Source organism: Photobacterium alginatilyticum (genome assembly GCF_009910675.1).
GTDB lineage: Bacteria > Pseudomonadota > Gammaproteobacteria > Enterobacterales > Vibrionaceae > Photobacterium > Photobacterium alginatilyticum.
On record NZ_RSEJ01000006.1, the window covers coordinates 97,318 to 119,566 of the forward strand.

At 49.5% G+C, this 22,249-nt stretch carries 19 protein-coding genes; 9 read left to right on the forward strand and 10 right to left on the reverse strand.

Features of this window, described 5'->3' with window-relative positions; genetic code table 11:
• Positions 1 to 40: 40 nt before the first annotated feature.
• Both EIZ48_RS07825 and EIZ48_RS07830 read right to left on the reverse strand, forming a co-directional pair.
• On the reverse strand, positions 41 to 508 hold the full coding sequence (locus EIZ48_RS07825) for a DM13 domain-containing protein (RefSeq protein WP_205298579.1): 468 nt from the start codon (positions 506 to 508) through the stop codon (positions 41 to 43).
• An 84-nt stretch (positions 509 to 592) separates the two neighbouring features.
• A complete protein-coding gene (locus EIZ48_RS07830) occupies positions 593 to 1,474 on the reverse strand; it encodes a LysR family transcriptional regulator (RefSeq protein WP_160650026.1) in 882 nt (293 codons plus the stop codon).
• A 290-nt stretch (positions 1,475 to 1,764) separates the two neighbouring features.
• Between EIZ48_RS07830 and tyrS the strand changes: the two genes are divergently transcribed.
• Complete coding sequence (tyrS, locus tag EIZ48_RS07835) at positions 1,765 to 2,958, forward strand: tyrosine--tRNA ligase (RefSeq protein ID WP_160649876.1); 1,194 nt, start codon at positions 1,765 to 1,767, stop codon at positions 2,956 to 2,958.
• A gap of 77 nt (positions 2,959 to 3,035) precedes the next feature.
• Here tyrS and EIZ48_RS07840 read toward each other — a convergent pair whose 3' ends face one another.
• Positions 3,036 to 4,049 (reverse strand): manganese-dependent inorganic pyrophosphatase, encoded by a 1,014-nt coding sequence (locus EIZ48_RS07840; RefSeq protein ID WP_160649878.1) that lies wholly within the window; start codon positions 4,047 to 4,049, stop codon positions 3,036 to 3,038.
• 255 nt (positions 4,050 to 4,304) lie between these two features.
• Between EIZ48_RS07840 and rihA the strand changes: the two genes are divergently transcribed.
• The 5 genes from rihA to EIZ48_RS07865 all read left to right on the forward strand — a co-directional run bounded on the left by rihA (position 4,305) and on the right by EIZ48_RS07865 (position 8,942).
• A complete protein-coding gene (rihA, locus tag EIZ48_RS07845; RefSeq protein ID WP_160649880.1) occupies positions 4,305 to 5,240 on the forward strand; it encodes a pyrimidine-specific ribonucleoside hydrolase RihA in 936 nt (311 codons plus the stop codon).
• 258 nt (positions 5,241 to 5,498) lie between these two features.
• On the forward strand, positions 5,499 to 5,636 hold the full coding sequence (locus EIZ48_RS07850) for an alpha/beta fold hydrolase (RefSeq protein ID WP_160649882.1): 138 nt from the start codon (positions 5,499 to 5,501) through the stop codon (positions 5,634 to 5,636).
• Between the two features lie 494 nt (positions 5,637 to 6,130).
• Positions 6,131 to 6,733 carry a response regulator transcription factor gene (locus EIZ48_RS07855; protein ID WP_160649884.1) on the forward strand — a complete coding sequence of 201 codons (603 nt, stop codon included), beginning with the start codon at positions 6,131 to 6,133 and terminating at the stop codon, positions 6,731 to 6,733.
• A 3-nt stretch (positions 6,734 to 6,736) separates the two neighbouring features.
• Entirely contained in the window at positions 6,737 to 7,828 is a 1,092-nt protein-coding gene (locus tag EIZ48_RS07860) for a sensor histidine kinase (protein WP_160649886.1), read from the forward strand.
• A 37-nt stretch (positions 7,829 to 7,865) separates the two neighbouring features.
• Positions 7,866 to 8,942 (forward strand): sensor histidine kinase, encoded by a 1,077-nt coding sequence (locus EIZ48_RS07865; RefSeq protein WP_160649887.1) that lies wholly within the window; start codon positions 7,866 to 7,868, stop codon positions 8,940 to 8,942.
• 28 nt (positions 8,943 to 8,970) lie between these two features.
• On the opposite strand, the gene EIZ48_RS07870 is transcribed toward EIZ48_RS07865, so the two are convergent.
• Positions 8,971 to 9,537 carry an outer membrane beta-barrel protein gene (locus EIZ48_RS07870; protein WP_160649888.1) on the reverse strand — a complete coding sequence of 189 codons (567 nt, stop codon included), beginning with the start codon at positions 9,535 to 9,537 and terminating at the stop codon, positions 8,971 to 8,973.
• Between the two features lie 278 nt (positions 9,538 to 9,815).
• Here EIZ48_RS07870 and EIZ48_RS07875 point away from each other — a divergent pair, with 278 nt between their 5' ends.
• Positions 9,816 to 10,178 (forward strand): hypothetical protein, encoded by a 363-nt coding sequence (locus tag EIZ48_RS07875; RefSeq protein ID WP_160649889.1) that lies wholly within the window; start codon positions 9,816 to 9,818, stop codon positions 10,176 to 10,178.
• Between the two features lie 224 nt (positions 10,179 to 10,402).
• On the opposite strand, the gene EIZ48_RS07880 is transcribed toward EIZ48_RS07875, so the two are convergent.
• From EIZ48_RS07880 to EIZ48_RS07890, 3 genes are all read right to left on the reverse strand, one after another.
• Positions 10,403 to 10,894 carry a GNAT family N-acetyltransferase gene (locus tag EIZ48_RS07880; RefSeq protein ID WP_160649891.1) on the reverse strand — a complete coding sequence of 164 codons (492 nt, stop codon included), beginning with the start codon at positions 10,892 to 10,894 and terminating at the stop codon, positions 10,403 to 10,405.
• Between the two features lie 81 nt (positions 10,895 to 10,975).
• Complete coding sequence (locus EIZ48_RS07885; protein ID WP_160649892.1) at positions 10,976 to 12,115, reverse strand: ABC transporter substrate-binding protein; 1,140 nt, start codon at positions 12,113 to 12,115, stop codon at positions 10,976 to 10,978.
• 10 nt (positions 12,116 to 12,125) lie between these two features.
• A complete protein-coding gene (locus tag EIZ48_RS07890; RefSeq protein ID WP_160649893.1) occupies positions 12,126 to 13,913 on the reverse strand; it encodes an adenylate/guanylate cyclase domain-containing protein in 1,788 nt (595 codons plus the stop codon).
• 201 nt (positions 13,914 to 14,114) lie between these two features.
• On the opposite strand from EIZ48_RS07890, the gene EIZ48_RS07895 reads away from it, so the two are divergent.
• Together EIZ48_RS07895 and EIZ48_RS07900 are read left to right on the forward strand one after the other, a co-directional pair.
• Positions 14,115 to 15,467: an ABC transporter substrate-binding protein gene (locus EIZ48_RS07895; protein ID WP_240152903.1), complete on the forward strand. Its 1,353-nt coding sequence runs from the start codon at positions 14,115 to 14,117 to the stop codon at positions 15,465 to 15,467.
• A gap of 27 nt (positions 15,468 to 15,494) precedes the next feature.
• A complete protein-coding gene (locus EIZ48_RS07900) occupies positions 15,495 to 18,347 on the forward strand; it encodes a cation:proton antiporter (RefSeq protein WP_160649894.1) in 2,853 nt (950 codons plus the stop codon).
• Positions 18,348 to 18,676: 329 nt separating this feature from the next.
• Here the strand turns inward: EIZ48_RS07900 and EIZ48_RS07905 are convergent, their stop codons facing one another.
• From EIZ48_RS07905 to EIZ48_RS07915, 3 genes are read right to left on the reverse strand one after another with little or no spacing between them, the layout of a single operon-like run.
• The gene (locus tag EIZ48_RS07905) at positions 18,677 to 19,783 is read right to left on the reverse strand and encodes a glycosyltransferase (RefSeq protein WP_160649895.1); all 1,107 of its coding nucleotides are present in this window, start codon (positions 19,781 to 19,783) and stop codon (positions 18,677 to 18,679) included.
• Positions 19,784 to 19,813: 30 nt separating this feature from the next.
• Positions 19,814 to 20,998, reverse strand: coding sequence for a glycosyltransferase family 4 protein (locus tag EIZ48_RS07910; RefSeq protein WP_160649896.1), 1,185 nt, complete (start codon positions 20,996 to 20,998; stop codon positions 19,814 to 19,816).
• The gene (locus EIZ48_RS07915; protein WP_160649897.1) at positions 20,995 to 22,248 is read right to left on the reverse strand and encodes a glycosyltransferase family 4 protein; all 1,254 of its coding nucleotides are present in this window, start codon (positions 22,246 to 22,248) and stop codon (positions 20,995 to 20,997) included. The genes EIZ48_RS07910 and EIZ48_RS07915 overlap by 4 nt, the downstream gene beginning before the upstream one ends.
• Position 22,249: the final 1 nt, after the last annotated feature.

Below are 22,249 nucleotides of genomic sequence, written 5' to 3' on the forward strand. Positions count from 1 at the left end.
CCATGTCGCCCCCTTCAAGGGCACGACACAGGCTACCGATTTATTGATATTGGGCGGCGGTAATAAACTGACCAAACGTCTCGCACCATACTATCACTGTCGTATACTGGGCAGGATCAATCGCGGAGTCCAAAGGCACCATAAAGCTCGAAAAGGTTTTCACCTCACCCACCTTGACCATACTGGATTTCAACCGGTTGAAATCGGCTTCCGTTTCAACAAACTGCGGCGACAAATACAGCTTATAATCCGGACCCGGTGCCAATTCACCCTGAAACGAAATCACATCCGAGCCAATAGAAACTCGGCCTTCACCCCAGTGTAAGAAGTCACTGTCAGCTAAATCACGGCGGAACTCGCCGCTAAACCGGGCACTTTGCACAACTTGCTGTACCTCACCCGAAGAAGGACTATCGGGGGCTATCAGAATGGGTAAGGCGTAAATCCCGGCTGCAAAGCCGACCGCCAGCATAGCCAAATGGCTTAGCAATAACCCTATTGCTTTCATCATAATATTCGCTTTCCCTGCATCGTAACTGTCTAATGACTATAGCAAATCACAGCTATTAACCAATAATTGCTAACGTCTGGATCAGTGGCCGAATGCAGCGCGCAATACCTCAATAATCGCTTCGCGGACCGGCCCGCTCTGCTGACGACGGGTCGTCACCAAATCAATAGTATTCATCCAGCCATTGGGCTCGTACTCGATGTTCAGTGCTTTCAATGTTCCCGCTTCAATCGAAGTGGCAGCCAACTGCTCCGGCACAATCGTCCAGCCAACGCTCTGCTCAGCCAGCACTAGTAACATCTGATGAGAACTGGCATACCAAACCTGGGTACTGATGGCATAGCTAAACCACGGCTCCTTACCGCTTGCCGAACGCTGCACCAACTGTCGATAATTGCGCAGATCAGTATCTTTGACACTCGGCAGCTCGGCCAAGGGGTGGCAAGGCGACGAAACGGTGATGAAGTGGTTATACCCAAGCGTGACAAAGTCGATATCGTCTAGCATGCTGCCGTCGGCATAGACCACACCAATATGGGTCTTACCCTCGCTGACCATTTGCTTGATATCACATGTCGAGGCCGCCATGATATCGATATTGGTCATAGGGAAACGCTCTGCCAGTTCACCCAATTTGCCAAGCAGGTCGGGGCCGATCAAACTCTCCTCGACAGCCAGTACCACTTCATGCTCATAGCGTGCCTCAAGCGCGGCCACCTTCTGATCAAAATGCAGCTGCTGCAGAAGAATCGACCTGGCGATAGGCAACAATGCCTTTCCCTCGGGAGTCAGCACCGGCGTATTTCCGCTTCGGTCAAACAGTTGCTGGTTGAGGGCGATTTCCAGATTCGACACCGATTGGCTCACACCTGATTGCGCACGTTTCAGCTTGCGGGCGGCAGCAGAAAAAGAGCCATACTCACAGACCGATACAAAAATCTTCAGCTGTTCAAAGCTATACATCACAGATTAACTCGTTGTCATTACCGTCAAGTAAGACTATCACATTTCGTGATAGCTGCTAACTTTTCGCATTGTCCATCGTCAGTATGATGATCACTAACAAACACCCTCGATAATCATCAAAGAGCCGTTAAATCAAACTCAGAAATGAAATAAATCCTGTCACATAGAGTGATAACAGCCGTAAGAGATAGCGAGATTAATATCAGAGACTGCGATAGCACGACTGATTCTGTGCGCCATGAAATTCGTCATACCAGCCTCCCATACTCAGCCCATAAGGAACATTCATGCCTTCACTGCAACAAGCACTCGACATTGTCAAACGCGGTACCAATGCTATCATTCCCAAAGAAGAACTGGCCAATAAGCTTGGCGAAAACCGTTCATTGCGCGTTAAATTAGGCGCCGATCCGACCGCGCCGGATATCCACCTAGGCCATACGGTGATCCTCAACAAGCTGCGCCAGTTTCAAGATCTCGGCCATCATATTACCTTCCTGATCGGCGACTTTACCGGCCGTATCGGTGATCCTTCCGGTAAAAACACCACCCGCCCGTCACTGACGACCGAGCAGGTGCTGGCCAATGCCGAGACCTACCAGCAGCAGGTATTTAAAATCCTCGACCCCGACAAAACGACCATAGAATTCAACTCACGCTGGCTATCCCAGCTCGGTGCCGAAGGTATGTTAAAGCTATCCGCCTGCCAGACAGTGGCTAGAATGCTCGAGCGGGAAGACTTCAAACAACGCTTCGCTGCGCATCAGACTATCGGGATCCACGAGTTCATCTATCCGCTGCTACAAGCCTACGACTCGGTCGAACTACAAGCAGACATCGAACTGGGCGGCACCGACCAGACTTTTAACCTGCTGATGGGACGCGAGCTGCAAAAGCATCACGGGATGTCGCCTCAAGTAGTAATATTGATGCCGCTGTTGATTGGTCTAGATGGGGTCAAAAAGATGTCGAAATCGGCCAACAACTATATAGGTGTCAACGAGTCGCCCGACAGCATGTACGGCAAACTGATGTCGATTTCCGACACCCTGATGTGGAACTACTTTGAGCTGTTGTCTTTCAAATCAATCGAAGAGATCAACCAGCTAAAAGTCGATATTCAGGCGGGCAGGAACCCGAAGGAGATTAAGGTACTTTTGGCCAAAGAGATTGTGGCCCGCTTTCACACAGAGCAAGACGCCGATATCGCCGAACAGGTCTTCGAGCAACGATTTAAACACAATGTCATGCCCGATGATCTGGCAACTATCGAATTACAGCACGGACTGGCAATTCCCAATGTGCTCAAAGAGGCGGGGCTGGTAGCTTCAACATCCGAGGCAATACGGTTGATCCGCCAGGGGGCTGTTAAGATTGAAGGCCAGAAAATGACGGATACTCAGCTTATTCCCAAAGAGGGCACCGAGATGTATCAGGTAGGGAAGCGACGTTTTGCCCGGATTTGTCTAGCGAGACAATAAAAAGGATAAGCAACAAGGCCGCAGAGTCATTTCCGCGGCCATAACCAGATGACAAGATAGTCAGATGGCAAGTACAGTTACTTCCTACCTTCAATCGCGCCCTGTATCGCAGGACCAATCTGGCGTTTACGAGATGTCACTCCATCTAGTACCAGCCAGCCTTGCTTTGGTTGGCCCGTAAAGGCTTTGGCCGCGATAGCCGCATCGATATCATCAATCCACAACAGATTGGCGCGCTTGTTCTTGGTATCTATGACGGCAAAGAACAGGTGATCCAGCTTCTGAGTTTCTTTATAGGAAATCATGGCAGCGACAAACTCATTACGACGGTCAAGCAGCTGCTGGGCAGTTAAGGTTTCCGCCACTCCGATACCGACCTTCTTGCCCCCATAGGAGAAGTTTTTGTAGTCCATGGTCAGGATTTCAGCCGCACTGATATGGCTTAGATCCGACTTTGCCTCCAGCATTTTCTGGCCGAACGCGTTCAGATCGGCAATACCGGCTTCCTTCGCCAACTCTTTGGCATAATGGCGATCATACTCAGTGGTCGTCGAAGACTGGAACACAACCGTATCGGACAAAATCCCGGCCAGTGTTGTACAGGCCAAATGGGCGGGTAAATCAATATCCAGGCTCTCGGCACGATCAGCCAGGATAGTCGCGGCAGATCCCCAGGCCCGGATATCAATCGGGGCTACCTGCGACATATTGACCGGAGCTCCGCCAATCGCATGATGATCAACGATTGCCACGATGCTGCTTTCGTCAATGGTCGGATGCAACTGTGTTTTTTGGTTGAAATCAACCAGCCCGACCGCCTTCTGACCAAAATCACTCAATTGCTTAGGCGCAGCCACCTGGCAGTAATCCAGTACAAACTGACTCTCCGGGTTGATGCCTTCCGGAACCACAGCGGTACCGCCGTATATATGAGCGGCAATCAAAGCCGATGTGACAGAGTCGGTATCCGGGCTAAGGTGCCCGGTCCACACCAGATTATCGGTGTTATTGTGTTTCGGTGCCCCGAGTTCAAAGGCAGCCGCTCCTGTGCTAGCCAACGACAGCAGAAGTAGAATATGACTCGATTTCATGGTTTTACCTTTTATTATCAGATAATTAAGATCGAGAAAAGTATTCTACCTTGGTGACAGAGCAGTGATAGCCATTTGAACTTATCCAACTGATTTTATTGCAAAAATTTTAAAAGCCTCGCAAAAACCAATGACGAATGACCGGTGTTGCACGATTAAACAGCCATTACAAAGCGTTTCTCCGTTTCCCGGCCCTATTCACACTTTCCTTTCACTTAACACGGTATATTCTTTAAAAAACAATGGAGTACTCTCATGAGCCGCCCAATTATCCTTGACTGCGATCCCGGTCACGATGATGCTATCGCCCTGATCCTCGCCTGTGCCTCCCCCTCCCTGGATATCAGGGCTGTTACCACCAGTGCGGGCAACCAGACTCCGGACAAAACCCTCAACAACGCCCTGCGGATTCTGACCTTGCTAGGACGCAGCGATATACCTGTTGCCGGCGGTGCGTTAAAACCACTGGCCCGAGAGCTCATTATTGCCGATAACGTTCACGGAGAAAGCGGCCTTGACGGTCCGACGCTGCCTGAACCGGGTTTTGAGCCGCAAACAGAGCATGCCGTCGAGCTGATGGCGCGCGTCATTGAAGAAAGTGACAAGCCAGTGACACTGGTACCGACAGGACCGCTCACCAATATAGCCCTGCTTTTGGCAACCCATCGCGAACTGACAGACAAGATAGAGCGCATTGTCCTGATGGGCGGCGGCGCAGAAACTGGCAACTGGACACCGGCGGCCGAGTTTAATATCTATGTCGATCCACAGGCCGCCGATATGGTGTTCAGTTCCGGCATCCCAATCACGATGTGCGGATTAGATGTCACCCACAGAGCCCAAATCATGGATGACGATATCGAACGCATCCGCGCCATCGATAATCCGGTCTCCGATGTGGTTGCCGATTTACTCGACTTCTTTATGATCTATCACCGCGATCCGAAATGGGGGCTGGAAGGCGCACCGCTCCATGATCCGTGTACCATTGCCTGGTTGCTTGCACCGGAGCTATTCACCGCACAGGAATGCTGGGTAGGGATTGAAACCAAAGGTGAATATACCCAAGGGATGACTGTCGTCGACCGCTATCAACTCTCCGGCAAGCCGGCCAATGCTACCGTACTGTTTGATGTCTACCGCCAGGGTTTTGTCGACTTGCTGGCGAAAAGCCTACGCTACTTCAGTTAACACTACGCCACTGGTTTTCAGTGGATAAGGGGAGATCATCGATCCCCCTAACCTTTGGGCCGTGCCATTAAGTCTCGCCATTGGATCTTGGTTGTCTTTGGACTTACACTACAGACACTCTAATCAAGCTAAGCATGGCAATAATAAAGACATGAAACTCGTTCGCTGACGATTTTAATCATTACCTCACTAACTCCATCACTCTATCCCGATAAGGATGGAGGGATTTTCTGTAATGATTAACTATGAATGAGTATTATGAATTCCACCTTATTTTCACCGACACTTACCGTCGATCGTGAAGGCTACCAACTACAGGTGCTCTGTCACAGCGGGCACACACCGCCATTGGAGGAGCCGGAACGCTTTACCCAGATACTAAAAGCCTGGGCATAAATAAGCACTAAATGGGTGTTGGAGCACAACTGATATCGTTCATCACGATGTAAAAAGTATGCTCCTCACCCTTATATTGTCACATTAACAGGCCTTGTGGAGGCACCCGGCCAGTGTCTTAAGGGCTGCCTGGGTTTGTTCAGACCAGGGATAGGAGCAATTGATACGCATACAATGCTTGTATCTGTCATCGCTCGCAAACAAGGTATCCGGGGGCAATGCTACTATCGCGACCTTGTTTGATAAGGCAGCAACAGCTACAAACTCGTGATTAACGAATCAGTGCAGGCATTGGAACACAATTAGAGAAAACCGGTGTAGAACAGTAGGGCTAAAACAGGAGGTAGCGATGAACCTGGTTTATCAATACTCCAAATCTCATTGAGATATGACATATAAAGTTTGATATTATCTCCTCGGCAAATAAGTGAATTACGATATACAACTGTATTGCTATTCGCTTATAGGGAATATTTGCTGTTGGGAATACTAGAATGTTAAAAATAATGCTTGTTGAAGACCAGACAATGTTACTCGGCACTATGGCAACATTGCTGGATATGTATGATGATTTCTCCGTCGTAAAAAAGGCAAAGGATGGCCACGAAGCCACTGACTACCTAGCTAACAACCCTGTCGATATTATAATTACCGACTTAGAAATGCCTAACAAAACCGGACTTGAACTAGCCGAAGATGTAAAGCAGCATTATCCGGGCATTAAAGTTATTGTAGTAACGACATTCTCCCGCAGTGGTTATTTGAAAAGGGCACTGGATTGTGGGGTAAAAGGATATTTATTAAAAGATTCTCCTTTTGAAGAGTTAGTGGATGCAATTCGACGGGTTCACCAAGGTGAAACAGTGGTTGAATCAAACCTTGCTATTGCAGCGCTGACCGATAAGGATCCTCTTACAGACAAGGAAAGAAAAATATTAAGGCTGGTAGGAAGTAATTTCTCCAATAAAGAGATTGCCGGAAAACTGTTTCTAGGCGAAGGGACGGTCAGAAACTATATTTCCATCTCGATAAGCAAGCTGAATGCATCCAACCGTGTAGATGCCTACAGAATAGCGAAAGAAAACGGATGGTTATAAGCTATGCTTGCTTCACTTGATTTTCGCAAGAAAATGTTGCTGATATATATAGGTGAAATGGTAATATTACTGTTTCTTTTCCTGTTGCTATCATTATATTTCCCACCGAATAAAGATGACCTTGGTATCTTTATTTTCTGTACTATTGCTATCACCTACTTCTCGGCAAAAATAATACAGTCAAAGGACACCGGAATAGCCATATACTGCATTTGCATACTCTGCCTTGCATCAACACTTTTCCAGCTAAGCATTTATGCCTTTCCGCTTTTCTTCTTTGCTGTTCTTCCTCTAACGAGAATATATAACAAACACTTACGCTTTATCATGTGCTCTATCATTATTTTGCTCACGGTATCGCAAGCGATCATTCTAGGCATATTCAGCGGCTATATTGCTGTTTTTGTCTTGGGTATAATAACAACATTGCTGGTCGAAACCACTTACGTTCATCAGCTTAAGCAAAAGCATGATCTGATTTTAGGTGCGGAAAAAATTAATTTATTAGCAAAAAATGCCGAGAGAGAGCGCGTAGCAGAAGATCTAAGCAAAGAGTTACTTGATGTTTTTGATACGATCGAAGAGTTGGGAAATGATGCAATTAGTAATATCGAAAAGAAAAATAACGAAACCGAAGAGAGCATCAAGAATATACAGCGACTAACGAGAGAAACCTTATCCAAGGTAAGACGAATTGTTGTTAATTATCGGCTCGGCACCATTCAACGTGTACTCCAAGATGGCCATAGCCAACTCACCAACAACGGCATCTCTTTGGAAATCACTCAGCATATTCACGCCATCAAGCCCGAAATAGAAAGTCATCTGGCAGAAATCATTACTGCACTATTCAATATCATTGCCTCTCTCCCGGGCTGTCGCACTTGCCAGTTTGATATCCGCATCTTAAACAGCAACATAGTTTGCACCCTTAATACCGATGGCGCGTCAGGAATAAAAAAGCAAGACTGCGAACTGACAAGCTTACTAAAACAAAGCATTCAAAACGGCAGTATTGATTTTCGAGAAAACAGCACATTCAGCGTGGTTGTAACACTGCCGCTGAATAACGTCGATAAAGGGATCACAAGGTGAGTGTATTAAGACCAATGAGCTGTAATGAGTAACAACGATGAAGACATTGAAACTTTTCCCGACTAAGGCGATGTTCAATCAATACAAGTTAATGTATTTAACTTCATGCTACCTGTCATTTTATGTGGCGTATTGTATATTTTGGCCTCTCTCGATCACAGAGCAGTACTTTGCCTGGGTTGCTATCACCATATTTTTGTTCTGTTTTCTTCGTATTTTCCATGCAAAAGCATCCCATCGCTGGGGGTACGTCATACCTGTTTTCATTATCGGTCTTATCGGCGCATCCTATAACTTTTGGGGCGGAATCTTCCTTCTTTACTCCGCAATAATGCTTGGTTTGGTCGCTCAGCAACGGCTGCTTATCGCCATGTATCTGCTTTCAATGGTGATTGTCACTATTGAATTATATCTGCTGGATTACCACTGGGTTGCGACGGTGTTGATTTTAGTCGAAATCACCCTTTTTACCGTCGTGAGCAAATACAGGGCCAGTGCCAATATGGACTATTTCAAACTTCAACAGCAACAGAAAAACATCGAATACTTATCGACACTGGTTGAGCGGGAAAGAATATCCCGTGATCTGCACGATCTTATTGGTCACTCACTATCAATGATCGTCATGAAATCTGAACTGGCCATCCGTCTCTCTCCTTCCGCTCCTGAACAGTGCAAAGCAGAGATAGAGGATATCTGTGGCATTGCCAAAGCAGCCAGCTCTGACGTCAACAGTGCTATTTCAGGGTATCGCTCAACAGGGCTCCAGCATGAAATAGCCAATGGCGAGGAAATGTTAACCAGCGCGGGAATTTCAACACTTATCCATGTCAAGAATACCCCGATGAGCTCCCGGCTAGAAGCATCACTCTCTTTAATCTTCAGAGAGATAATCACCAACATTATTCGTCACTCGAAAGCCAGTGATACCCGAATCTTCATGTTCAGCAACGGCAGAGACATCGTACTAAGAGTTGAAGACAATGGAATTGGCATAGCAAACAACCTAGGATCAGGTATCGCTGGAATTAAGCACAGAGTCAACGAATGTAACGGCAAGCTATCCATCAATGGCGAAGTTGGGACCCTCATTGAAATAAAGCTTCCCTATTAATGAATGATACCCCAGGTTATTAACCAGGCTACCAGCTATAACCCAAGGTAAGCCCGAAATGTGTTCCTCCTAAATCAACTTCCATACCGGAAAAGTCGGCCTCTGCTCTCGAATATCGCGCGTCAATTCCGATATCAAAGTGCCGGGTGAATGACCAGTAGACACCAGTCCCTAGCCAGTACCCTAGCTTTGAATCTTTTTGCTTATTGCCAAACTCAACCCTCTCACCAGAAATATAGGCTAACCCCGCGACATAATATGGGCGCAAACTTGTCCCATAAAAGGTCCAGGATCGCTTAAGACCAAGCAGCATTTCAGTCGTGGTGCCGTTATTCTCTTCATAACTCAGATCCGAATCTTGTTCATCTCGGGCGTCAGCAGACCAATACACACCTGTGGCAATACTGACAGGCCAGTTATCTGGTTGAAAGTCCACTGTAGCCCCGAGCTCTAGCTGTTCTTCAAATGGTTTCCACACCGAGTCATCTTCCATGTTTTTCACCCCGACAAAACCACCGACTCTTGTCGTAACCGCCTGGGCATTAAAACTAGATGCAACAAGAAGGGTAGCAAGAAGTGCAATATTTCTACTCATTGTAATTTCCATCATCTTCCAACTGTATTGTTGTTACTTTGCCAGTAACGTAAATGAATGACAGTGATGGTAATTCTCCTCGGAACCCATGCCTATTGCTGTATGTATCTATTGCTTGATGACATTTGTCACATTTAGCTAATTACGCATCTCACTTACCCATACCAATACAAAAATGTAACATTGCGTTATATATCAGCAACACAATTAGAATTATTTAATCTTGAGAAAAACCACTCAAATTCAGATATTTTTAAGCATTCAAAAGACAGGTAAAAATGATGAAGGGTAAAAGTTTTGTACTTGGCGGTACTTTATTATCTATGACATTATCAGCATGTTATTCGACAGGTACAAACCGCATTACGAATAACTTGGTTGGAATATGGGAGTCAAACACTTACGGATTATTCCTGGAGATAAGCGAACACAATCATAAGTTTTACCGAAGCACCGGCAATATTTGTCTGGCTGTTCCCCTCAATGAAATGATTGGGTTTAACCATGAAGAACTATTAAACAATATCATATTGAGTGATGACCGAGAGACAATAATTACAACATTAGGCAACAGGAAGACTCAGGGAATTGAAATGGTTAATATTAGTGATTTACCTAATACCTGTCGCAAACTTATATAACTAAATATCGTCCCCGTTAAATAAAATTGAATATAGGACTTAATTATGTTTTGTAAGCACTCGACCGTATTTAGAGTAAAGCGCAACTTCTGGCAGCGTATTTTCTATAAAAGCATCTATCAATGCTCGACCTGCAAGCAAACCATCAAGCTGTAATCAGCCAGCAGATCGAAAGACCATCACCAACATTAAGCTTGGCACACCAGCAATATGTTTACATCGAACTAACTGGCTGAAAATGCAAGGACGCGATTTTCGTACTGCTCTCCACCTAGCTGGAAAAACACCTCGCCAATGTCTCTAAATCCTTGCTTTTTATAAAACCCAATTGCGGGATCATTGTGTACCCAGGTCGAAAGCCAGTAGCTACCGCCAAACTGAGACCGGATCTCGGCAAGCAGTTTTTTTCCAATCCCTTTTCCATGAAAGTGCTCCTGAACATACAAGGTCTCCACCTCATAACCATTAGACTCATCTCGATAGTGGGATGTTAAGTTGACGGCAATGTAGCCGAGCAGGTGCTCACCGTCGGTATACACTAAAATGCGGTAGTCTGGATTGTGCAATAATGCTTCAAAATGACTTTCTGTGAACGTAGACAAGACATATTGTGCGATGTCAGCCCGGATCCCGTCCCTGGCATAGGTGTGTAACCATACTTGTATAGAGAGCGCGGCTAAGTTCCGGCAATCTCCTTCCCTGGCATGTCTGATCATAGTTTATATCAAGGTCATCATGACCTGCCCCGATTACTTAACTTGCTGGTATTGTTACATATTAACCAGAAGGTTTCTCAATCATTCCGGATCTATCCTGCGCTTATAAACAAAGTCACCTTGCTTAATCTCAAGCAGAACTGCACTTTTGGTCGGATCGCCGGATCCCTTGTACTCAATTCGACCGGTAACCCCCTCGTAGCCCCCGAGGCTATTCAATGCGTCACGAATGCCTTTCGGATCGGTACCACCATAGCGCCTTGCCGCTTCAAAGAGCATCCCGAAAGCATCGTAAGTTAACGCAACGACATCACTCGGCTCTTTGCTATAAACTTCTCTAAAACGCGCCCTGAAATGCACCGCTTCACCATCGGCTTTATTGACGGCGTAATGCGTACTGAAATAAGCACCTTCAAGCGCATCACGATCCGACTCAGGAATTTGCGTCCAGGTATCACTGCCTAGCAACATGGCATCAAGGCCTAGTTTTCTGGCCAAACGGGCCTGCTCAGGTACCTCGTTATAATAATTAGGCAAGAACAATACCCCTGGATCCGCGGCCTGAATACGACGCAACTGCTCAGTCACATCCGGTGCGTCGCGGGTATAGAGCTCATAGGCAACAACCCTGCCCCCCTGCGCCCTGAAGGCAGCTCGGAATACCTCAGCCAAATTGCGGTTATACTCGCTAGAGACATCGTATAGCACAGCCGCTTTCCGATAGCCCAAATCCTGATAGGCAAACCTTGCCATCAGCTGTCCCTGAAAGGTGTCGTTAAAGGCAATCCGGTATACCCATTTCTTGTTGCGTGTGGTTTCCGGGTTGGTCGACCAGGGGCTAAGCATCGGGATTTGGGCATATTCGGCATACCGTGCGGCAGGAATGGCATTTCGGCTTGCCTGCGGGCCAATGATGGCACTGACATTTTGCTGGTTGATGAGCCGCAACGCCGCACTGATGGTTTGCTCGGCATTATCCTGGTTATCCTCAATCAACAGCGTCACGAGATAGCGTTCATCATCAATAATCAAGCCGCCCCGATTATTGACTTCCTGTACTGCCAGCTTAGCCGCTTCTACCGTTGCCAAGCCGACTTCCGGGATCTGGCCACTGATCGGCGCAATCAATCCGATACGCAATTCTTTTTCCTGTAACGGCTGGCTATCGCAACCCACTAAAACAAGCACAAAAACCATCAGCATGCCTGAAAATAACTTCATACACTTATCCTTATTCGTTAACCGCTTCTTCCTTACGCCCTTTAAGCATATAAGTGTGCATTTCTCCTTTTCCCTTGATCACGACCATTCCGCGATCGTCAAACTCGTAATCATCCTTCAAATGCTTATAGGTTGCCTCGGTGATCTGAATGCCGCCCTTCAACCCTTGCGACTCCATCCGCGAAGCGGTGTTGACCGCATCACCCCAAATATCATAGATAAACTTTTTGGTGCCAATCACCCCGGCAACAACAGGACCGCTGTTGATCCCGATGCGAATGCTGAGTGTCTTGCCATGGCGCTGGTTAAAACATGTAATGACATCGAGCATATCCAGCGCCGTCTCGGCAACTACTTCGGCGTGATCGTCTCGCGGGATAGGGATCCCCGCCCCAACCATGTAGGCATCGCCAATGGTCTTTATTTTTTCCAACCCCCTACGCTCGCTTAAGCTGTCAAACTCACAGAATATTTCGTTCAACAAGCCCACCACTTCTGCTGCAGGCAACCCGGCAGACATCGGCGTGAAGTTGACAATATCGGCAAACAAGATTGTGACCTCGGAAAAGCTATCGGCAATTGTGTCTTCACCATGCTTCAGGCGCTCAGCGATGGGAGCCGGCAAGATGTTGAGCAGCAAATGTTCAGATCTCTCGCGCTCTTCGGCCAGGTCGTCGAGCGTTTTCTTCAGCCTGGCAATCATCTGGTTGAAATTCTGCGCCAGCAGCCCGGTCTCGTCCTGGGTCAGCACCGGGGCGGTCTGAGTCAGATCGCCGCCACTGATTTTCAGTGTCGTCTCAGTAACCGCCGAGATCGGCCGGGTGATCCTAACGGCAATCAGGTAGATGCCGATGCTCAACAAACCGACAGCCAGCAAACCAACGGCCAGTACCATGACGCCAAACCGGTTGGCAGGTGCCAGTGCCGCTGAAGCCCTGACTTCTGATATCAGGGCCAGCCCCAGTTCGGGCAGCCACCGATAGCTGCCGATCACCGGTTCGCCGGCATAATTATCATACAGTCCGGCACCACTTTGCCCCTGTAGCGCCGTTTCAATACCCTGGCTATGAACTCCGCGCGGATAGGAGGCGTGGCCGAACCGCTCGGGAGAGATGAAACGATTATGGGCATCGACAAGGTATGCCTCGCCACTTTCCCCCAGCCCTGTTTGCCGGCTGACAATCTCGACCAATACTGACAAGCGGACATGGGCGGCCAGCACGCCGAGCAACTCGCCAGTCGGGCTCAGCAGTGGGGTAGATACGGTTAAGGTCGGCGCGGCCGTATCCGGGGTGGGGTACACCTTCTGCAAGAACGTTTCCTTCTGTCCCTGAACAAAATATTGGTGGTTTAGCCGATAATCACCTTCATCATCGGGCTGAGTCGAGAAGAAGACCCGGCCACCGACTCTGGTCATCATAAACACCTCTGTCAGATCAGAGGCCGTTGCCGAGCCGTAATCAAGAAAGGTAGAAAGAAACAACACCTCTGCCAGTTGAAAATGGGCTGTCTTGTATGCCGCCGTCCCTGTTTCTTTGGCCAGCAGAGCATCGGCCGCCGCCCGAAGCTCATCAAGTTCTGCAATGTTCCTTACAACAGTTATCTGCTCGGCAATATAGCGGTTAATTTCGAATTCTTTGTGATCAGCCGTCAAATCAAACTGATCAATCGCCATCTCTTTTTGAGTTTCGGCCGCAAGGAAATAGGTCACCGATGCCAGCGCCACCACGACCAACACGGATACCAACAAAAAATAGGCAGTCATTCGGGCCTTAAGGCTCTGTTGCAAAAGCCCCATTCAATTCCTCCCGCACCCGTTAGCAAAAAATAAGCAAAAAAAGTACCAGTCAAAATGAGTATAGACGCCCAGACAACCTCGCTTTACTTATTGCACGCACCTTCTTCCCCGGCAACCACCAGCACTTAGGCTAACCTGAATAGATAGGCATCAGCGCACGCCATGCCGCGCCTCCGCGAATAAGAAAGCAAAGGCCAGACCTTGAAGAACTTAAAACAAAGCAATACCCAAGCGCGCTTTACTCCGTTAAGCAGGCGACAGATTATCCACACTGCCAGTGTGCTTGGCGCGGCTGGCACTCTTTCCATGTACGCGCCAGGTGTCCTTGGTGCCCGGGATGCTGCCGATACTCCCCAAGACTCCAACCTGCCCTTGAAACTCGGCGTTTGCGGACCGTTCAGCGGTCCGGCCAAACAAACCGGTGATGCCATCAGACAAGGAGTATTGATGGCACTTGAAGATGCCGGGGCTGCCGGTGAAGCCCCGGTGACCATCAATGGCGTTCGGCATGATGTTGAGGTTATATGGGTAGACAGCCAGTCAAACCCGGAAATCGCCGCAAAAGCCACAACCGAGGCTATCCAGCAACAAGGGGTCAAACTGATGGTTGGCGGCTGGCATTCATCTGTCGCCTTGGCACTGATGGATATAACAGCCGATCTCAATACGATTCATCTTGGCCATCTGGGAGCATCACAGTATATCGCCGCCAAAATAAACGATGATCCCCAGCGTTACCGGGGCTGGTTCAAAGGATGGCCCTCACCGCCGAAACTCGCAGGTCTTTATGGTGCACCTCTCAAATATCTGTTGGAGCATGAGCTGTGGCTGCCGGCCAACAGACGTGCGGCAATCTTGGTCGAGGATAGTGCTTTCGGGCGAGGCTGGGGCGAGGCACTGATGCGCAGCCTCAAAGAAGCAGGCTTTGACCCTTTACCTTTCGATACCGCGGCACTGGACGAAACCGAATTCCGTCAGCTGCTCAACAAATACAAATCCGAGCAGGTCTCGCTGGTCGCCATGACATCAACCGGTGACGTAGCCGCCAGCAGCTTCGTCAAACAGTTCAAAGAACTCGGCGTGAAAGCCTTGTTACTCGGCCATGGCCTGCGCTGGTTGGGTAACTGGTATGAGATGACGGGCGATGCCGCAAACTTTGTGGTCTCAATGGACTCGGCCATGCCTATCGCGCTGTGGCAGCGATGGTGGGTCAGGCGGTTTAAGACTAAATACGGCAAGGAGCCCACGATTCCGGCTGCGGGTTTTCACTATGACTATACCCGAATGGCAATCAAAGCCCTCAATACCGCCAATTCATTGGACTTCGATACGCTAACAGCCATTATCCGCCAGATCCCGTATAAAGGGGTCTGGAATTACTACCAGTTCTCGTCCGCCCCGGGGCCGAACGCCCTGTCTGCCAACGAGGTCATGACCGGTCCGTTTATGAAAGGCTTCTACCTGCCAATGGTCCAGCTATTCGACGGGCAGGCAAAAATTATCTGGCCGATAAAATATGCCGAGCAGCGTTTCCGGCAACCGCCCTGGATCTAGGCCTAACGCGCAATAGGAGGCGATGGCATGCATGAGACATTTCTTCTGGTGCTGGGACTGGTCGGCCTGCTGACGATTGCCAGCCTGCTGCTGCCGCTTGCCAACCGGATTAACTTCCCCTACACCGTATTGCTCGCCGTTGCAGGCTCCCTGCTGGGCGGGATCGTACTGGCTACCAGCAACCTTGACCCGCCGGGGATCCTGGGGGACTTCCTCACCTCGCTAGAGGCCTTGGATATCACCTCGGAAGTGGTTTTTTTCGTCTTTCTGCCCGCACTTATCTTCGAGTCCGCCCTGAATATCAATGCCCGTCACCTGATGACAGATATCGGGCCTATTTTATTACTGGCCATTCTCGGCCTGCTTATTTCAACCATGCTGGTCGGGATCTTTGTCTGGAGCGTGTCCGAAGTCAGCCTGGTTGCCTGCCTGCTGCTCGGGGCTATTGTCTCTGCCACCGATCCCGTTGCCATTGTTGCCATTTTCAAAAATCTGGGTGCCCCCAAACGACTAACGATACTGGTTGAAGGCGAGAGCCTGTTTAATGATGCGACGGCCATCGTCCTGTTTACGATTCTGGTCACCATACTGCTCGGCAACTCCGATGCGGGCGTCATCTCTGCGGCTGGCAAGTTTCTCGAGGTGTTTTTCGGCGGCATTCTGGTCGGCCTGCTCGCCTCCTGGGCAGTTGCCTCTCTGATCGGCAGACTGCGCAATATGCCACTGGTCGAAATCACGCTCACTATTTGCCTCGCCTACCTGAGCTTTCTGCTCGCCGAGCACTATCTGCATGTCTCGGGGGTGATGGCCGTCGTCACTGCGGGCCTGGTTATCAACTCATTCGGCCGTACCCAGATCTCCCCGCATACCTGGCATACACTGACCGAGACATGGGAAGAGCTGGTCTTCTGGGCCAATTCTCTGATCTTCTTTCTGGTGGGCCTGATAGTCCCCAAGGTACTGGTGGACTTTACCACCGCGCATTTTATCTCGTTGATCGCCCTGACTGTCGCCGCCTTTACAGCCCGCACCGCCGTGCTATATTTGGTGCTGCCATTTCTCAATAAAATCGGCCTGGGGCAACAAATCAGCCTGGCCTTTCGTACTGTCATGCTATGGGGCGGACTACGTGGCGCCGTCTCGCTGGCCCTGGCGCTGGTGATCCTCGAAACACCGGGCATCTCAGATGACATCAAGACCTTTGTTGCCTCTCTCGTCACCGGCTTTGTGCTGTTCACTCTGTTTGTCAATGCCCCGACCATGGGGGCGATGATGCACTTTTTCGGGCTCGACAGCCTTCCTCCGACAGAGCGGATGATCCGCAACCGCGTAATGGCACTATCGATTAGGCGGATCCGCGAAGGGCTTGAACACGCCGCCCACACCGACAACATCAAACCCACCATCGCCACCGGTGTCGCAGACATCTACGAGCAACGCCTGAACAGGGTTGAACACTCAATGTCAAAAGGCGAGCAATCCGATACGGTAACCCTAGGTGTCGGATTAAGCACCCTGACCAACCATGAGCGCCACCTTTATCTGAAACGCTTCTCGGACGGATTGGACTCGGCCAAAATTACCCGTTCGTTGCTGTTCCATGCCGATGATTTGCAAGACGGCATAAAAATCGGCAACGTCCGGGGCTATCAGGAAGCTTATACAGATACACTGAGATTTGGTGTGATGTGTCGCTCAGCCCTGTGGCTTCAGCGGTCCATGGGATTTTCCCGTCCTTTGGCAATCCAGCTCGCCAATCGTTTTGAAATCCTGAGCGTTCACGAAACAGCGGTCATTGCACTGATAGAATACTGCCATGACAAAATCCCGCCCTTGTTTGGCGAAAACCTGGCCTTAGAGCTTGAACCACTGCTTATCGAGCGCCTGCAGGCAATCCAGCAGACCCTGGATGCGCTGCGACTACAATATCCAGAGTACGCAGAAACCTTACAAAAACGTCACTTGGTCCGTGTTGCCCTGCGCCTTGAGGAAGCCAGCTACCACCAAATGCTCGACGAAAATATTATCAGCCAGGAAGTGTTTAATGATCTGGTTCGCGAACTGGACAAACGTAACCGTATCATGGACCGTCAACCCAAATTGGATCTCGGCCTCGAACCGGACAAACTCGTCGCCAAGGTACCGTTCTTCGCCAAGACAGGCGCAGACAGGATCAGTGAAATTGCCGATATGCTAACCCCCCGGCTCGTGGTTCCGGGCGAGTGTATTATCACCCGGGGAGAGCCGGGCACCGCCATGTATTTTATCTCCAGCGGGGCTGTCGAGGCCGCAACCAAACCCCAGCCGGTCCGCCTGGGCAGCGGTGATTTCTTCGGCGAACTGGCACTGCTGACCCAGGAGCCTCGCAGTGCGACCATTACGGCAATAAGCTATTGCCAGCTACTGGTTCTGCAGCTGGACGACTTCAACCGCATAATCGCGGCCCACCCTGATCTTCAGGCACAAATCACCGAAGTGGCCAGTGAGCGATTAGATAAAAATGCTCTCATCACCAAGGTGCCTTTGTTCGCCTCGCTAGATAACAACGCCACCAAGGCAATAGCCAATCAGCTTAAATCGCGCATAGCTGCGCCAGGTGAAAAGATAGTTACCCGGGGAGAGGTTGGTGATGCCATGTTTTTTATTGCCACCGGCAATGTTGAAGTCATAACGGGTAAGCAAGCACCTGTAAAGCTAGGTACCGGTGAGTTCTTCGGCGAACAGGCCCTCCTATCGGAGGAACCCCGCAATGCTGATGTCGTTGCCACCGGCTATTGCGAACTGCTTGTCCTACCCAAACAAGACTTGCATACCCTGCTGGTAACTCAGCCAAACCTTAAGGCTCGGCTCAAATTGCGAGGACATAACCAAGAACAATAGAGGGCCTGCTCCTTAAGTGCTGGTTACTGTATTTTCGGCAGGTTTCTTAATCATGACTCAAGATAACCACAATTTTTATCTAGATTTTATATCAGGAGGTAATTGACCAATGGAATAAAACGTCCGAACCCAAAGAGGAAAAGAGAAACAATGAAGAAACTCATCATAATAATTATGATAAATATCATTCCTTTATTGGTTCTTATACTCAGTGTGCTAGGCACTAATTGTAGTTCTTCATTTCATGGTGCGGATAACCGCCAGGCTGACACCGAAAATCAATCAAGCTTCAGTTTACAGTGTGATTTTAGCGACTAGCGGGGGGATTGCTATCGATGATGATAAAGATCAGCATAGGCTTCGACCATTGCCAGCTGACTGAAGTGGTGTTCAACCCTTTGCCGTGATACCAGCCCCATACCATCGCGCAATCCCCGGTCGTGAAAAAGTTTTAGAAGACTAGCGGCCAGCGAATCGCGATCCTGGCTTGCCACACCGAGTCCGGTTTCGCCTTCCAGAAGCACTTCCCGGATCCCCCCGACCCGGGTAACCACATGGGGAACCCCCATGGCCATTGACTCAAGCAGGGTGACCGGGATCCCTTCGGCTATCGACGACATCGCAAAGACATCAAAACGCGCATAATAATCCCGAACGTTTTGCTGCCGGCCGGTAAAGATAATTTGTCCGCCATATCGTGAGTCGCTGTTAGCCAGAGCTTTCAACGCGGTCATATCGTCGCCGCAACCAACAAGCATCAGCTCAGCGTGCCGCGAAAAGTCACGATCCTGCTGGCAAGCATGTTGAAAAGCATTAATTAGCAGCTTTTGGTTTTTTATTCCCTGCAGGCGGGCCACATGGCCGACGATGAATTTATCCGCGGATGGCTTTCTGAACTGCGGCGAGAAATACTCGACATCAACGCCATTAGTGATCAAGGCTAATTTGGCTTGACGGATACCGACATCACGCTGGAGCCAGTGGTACAAATCATTGGAAACGGCCACAACGTGATGGATAACCCATGAGCTTATTAGTCGAAGGTACCGGTATTTGGCTACCTTTCCATACGGATCATAGGTATCCCGTCCATGCTCGGCATGGATCCGCCGTGGTATTCTGGCCAGCCATGCCACCCACTGGTACTCGATAGTGCCCAGGTTATAGGTATGGAAAATATCCGGCTTTATCCCGGCAAGAATCCTGTAAAGACGCGGATACAACGACAAATCGTTGCCCGGTTTTTTGTTCATTTCAATCACAGTGACCGAAGGCGGAAGCTCCTCGACCAACTCTCCAGCCTGGGTCAGGGTCACAATCGTATGTTGATATTGCTCCCCCAACTGGTTAATGCAATTGACGATGATCTTTTCCAGCCCACCGACATGAAAGCCGTGGACAAGATGACAAACATGTTTTTTGGCTACCATATCCATTCGGTACCCTTTCATCATGGCCTGACGCATCTACACATTCGGCTTCACCGCAACGTGATGAATAGCTCCGCGCTTGTCTTGCAATAACAACTGAAAACGCCGGACGATTTTTTTTGCATTCTGGTGCCAGGTGAGCTGCCGGTTTTCGATCGTCGCTACAGCCTGGTGCTGAACGTCAGCCTTTAAGTCGGCCTCGGTCACCAGTCGTTTGATGGCTGCCAGCATCTGCTGGTTATCGCCTTCTTCAAACAGTAATGCGTTCGACTCATGAACAAGCAATTCTTGTATGTTGGGCGCATCAGGAGCAACCACCGCTTTGCCTGTTGCCAAGTATTCGATCAGCTTTAACGGGGAACACCAGGGGGTGACTGCCGGTTGCAGGGCGATATCGACCTGCGCCAGCCATTTGGGCATCTCTTCCCGGCTGACCAGCCCGGCGATAAGCAGCTGCCGTTCGATATTTAACTCTCGGGCCTTTTGCTGCAGATCATCCAATACCGAACCGATACCGACAATCAGCAATACCAGGTTGGGGTTTCTCATCTCGGCGATCGTTTCGACAACGAGATCCAATCGGTGCCACTCACGACAGAACCCGACAAAACCAATCACAGTTTTACCTGCCAAATCAGGCAACCTGTCATAATGTGTTGTCACATTGAACTGGCTGGGGTCAATGCCGTTGGCAATCACAGTGACATTATTGTTTCTGACCCCGGCTTGGTATAGATAGTCAGCCAGAACATGCGTCACGGGCAAAAGATGATCGGCATTACGCCAGGTATACAGCTCTGACCATTTGGCCAGCATCGGCAGGTGTACCCCGCCATAGGCAGCACGTTCTTTGTAGAGCGGTGCGTTAACCTCGAGGATCAGCGGTAAGTTAAACAACTGCTTGGCCCAGATCCCCGAAGGCAAAAAGAGATTGTACCGCTCGTAAATGACATCTGGCCGATGCTTCTTGATAGCCCGTAACAGCTGAACGAAATCATACAGACTATAGCCAAACTCCAGCAGTTCACTGATGAACCCAGGCAGAGCATGGCGGAGCTTCGACATCCATCCCCCATCATCGCCAAACTCCGTGGCATCAGAGATAGTCGGGGCAACAACGATAACCTCATGGCCCTGTTGCCGCAGTGCATCAATAATCGCCTCGATATGAACAAACTGTCCGTCCCTGGAAGCTACCCTGTGGTGATATAGTATTTTCATACTGCTACCTCTTTGTCATTCATATCGGTTTCAGTACCTCGGTACGATGAGTTACCGCCATGCCTGTCATACCCCAGCAGTTCTGAAAATAATCGATACAGCTGATCCGTGGTTTCATCCCACGAAAACTGTTCGGCATATTGCCGAGTTTCAGCACGGGGGAAACGACTATTGAGCAGCAGTCCAATCGCAGCCGCAATATCACGACTATTGCGCTCAACCAACAGCCCCGCCGCACGGGCTTTGACTACCTCCGGCGTTCCCCAGATATTAGTCGCCACCACAGGCGTTCCGCTTGCCATTGATTCCAACAATACATTGGCCCAGCCCTCTCGGCTTGATGCCAATACGGATAAGTCAGAAGCCTGAAAATAACGGGCAAGCTCCGGCTGAGAGAGCGCACCGAGAAAAGTCACCCGGTTCGATAAGTGCAGTTTTTTAACCAGTCGCTTCAGCCTTGATTTGTCAGGCCCCATCCCGGCGATGAGCAATTGCGCCTCTGGGTGTGCCTTCATGGCTTCAATAACGAGATGATGCCCTTTGCGCTCAATAAGCAAACCCACAGAAAGAATAACCGGTCTCTCCAAGGGCAACTTCAACTGCTGACGAACTTCCCGCTGCTGCTGCTCATCAGCAAAAGAGAAAAGATCCAGGTCAACGCCGTTTCGGGACGCTGACACCTTTTCCGGCGCGGCGCCTAATGCGATCATTTCCTGCCTGAGCGCTTCGCAAACCGCCAGGTTATGGTTACTGGCATGAAATACATCCTGAATTTGTCGCCGCGGCGTTTCGTACTGGGGGATCAAATTGATATCCGAGCCCCTGGCCGTTACGGTAAACGGCTTATTGAGCTTTTTGGCCACCTCGGCAATGGCCACCCCGTCGGGATAAAAATAATGCCCATCAATCAGATCGAATTCATACCCCTCTGCCATCAGCGCCTTGATTTGCCGATATAGAACAAACGCCATGGTTTTCGGGGCCAGTGTCATCCCCACCTTGGGGAGCACCACGTAGCGTGGGTGATAAACCGGCATCTCACCGCGCTTTTCAAAATAAGGCGCCCTGGCAAAGAGGCTGTACTGACCAAAGAGCGATGATTTAAACGGGAACCAGGGAACTGGCGCGATCACGGTGATCTCGGCATCCGGGTAGCGCTTTCGTAACTGTTTTAGCCGGGTTTCGATAAACACCCCATGCTTGGGATCGGCAGCATTGGGAAACAAGCTCGTGATCGTCAGAATCTTCATA

Bases quoted from the DNA above. Each gene is read 5' to 3' on its own strand.
- EIZ48_RS07860 (WP_160649886.1), top strand. From the start codon at position 6,737: ATGCTTGCTTCACTTGATTTTCGCAAGAAAATGTTGCTGATATATATA.
- EIZ48_RS07840 (WP_160649878.1), bottom strand. From the start codon at position 4,049: ATGAAATCGAGTCATATTCTACTTCTGCTGTCGTTGGCTAGCACAGGA.
- EIZ48_RS07880 (WP_160649891.1), bottom strand. From the start codon at position 10,894: ATGATCAGACATGCCAGGGAAGGAGATTGCCGGAACTTAGCCGCGCTC.
- EIZ48_RS07905 (WP_160649895.1), bottom strand. From the start codon at position 19,783: ATGGATATGGTAGCCAAAAAACATGTTTGTCATCTTGTCCACGGCTTT.
- EIZ48_RS07830 (WP_160650026.1), bottom strand. From the start codon at position 1,474: ATGTATAGCTTTGAACAGCTGAAGATTTTTGTATCGGTCTGTGAGTAT.
- tyrS (WP_160649876.1), top strand. From the start codon at position 1,765: ATGCCTTCACTGCAACAAGCACTCGACATTGTCAAACGCGGTACCAAT.
- EIZ48_RS07890 (WP_160649893.1), bottom strand. From the start codon at position 13,913: ATGGGGCTTTTGCAACAGAGCCTTAAGGCCCGAATGACTGCCTATTTT.
- EIZ48_RS07855 (WP_160649884.1), top strand. From the start codon at position 6,131: ATGTTAAAAATAATGCTTGTTGAAGACCAGACAATGTTACTCGGCACT.
- EIZ48_RS07870 (WP_160649888.1), bottom strand. From the start codon at position 9,537: ATGAGTAGAAATATTGCACTTCTTGCTACCCTTCTTGTTGCATCTAGT.
- EIZ48_RS07885 (WP_160649892.1), bottom strand. From the start codon at position 12,115: ATGAAGTTATTTTCAGGCATGCTGATGGTTTTTGTGCTTGTTTTAGTG.
- EIZ48_RS07850 (WP_160649882.1), top strand. From the start codon at position 5,499: ATGAATTCCACCTTATTTTCACCGACACTTACCGTCGATCGTGAAGGC.
- EIZ48_RS07875 (WP_160649889.1), top strand. From the start codon at position 9,816: ATGATGAAGGGTAAAAGTTTTGTACTTGGCGGTACTTTATTATCTATG.
- EIZ48_RS07910 (WP_160649896.1), bottom strand. From the start codon at position 20,998: ATGAAAATACTATATCACCACAGGGTAGCTTCCAGGGACGGACAGTTT.
- rihA (WP_160649880.1), top strand. From the start codon at position 4,305: ATGAGCCGCCCAATTATCCTTGACTGCGATCCCGGTCACGATGATGCT.
- EIZ48_RS07915 (WP_160649897.1), bottom strand. From the start codon at position 22,248: ATGAAGATTCTGACGATCACGAGCTTGTTTCCCAATGCTGCCGATCCC.
- EIZ48_RS07900 (WP_160649894.1), top strand. From the start codon at position 15,495: ATGCATGAGACATTTCTTCTGGTGCTGGGACTGGTCGGCCTGCTGACG.
- EIZ48_RS07825 (WP_205298579.1), bottom strand. From the start codon at position 508: ATGAAAGCAATAGGGTTATTGCTAAGCCATTTGGCTATGCTGGCGGTC.
- EIZ48_RS07865 (WP_160649887.1), top strand. From the start codon at position 7,866: ATGAAGACATTGAAACTTTTCCCGACTAAGGCGATGTTCAATCAATAC.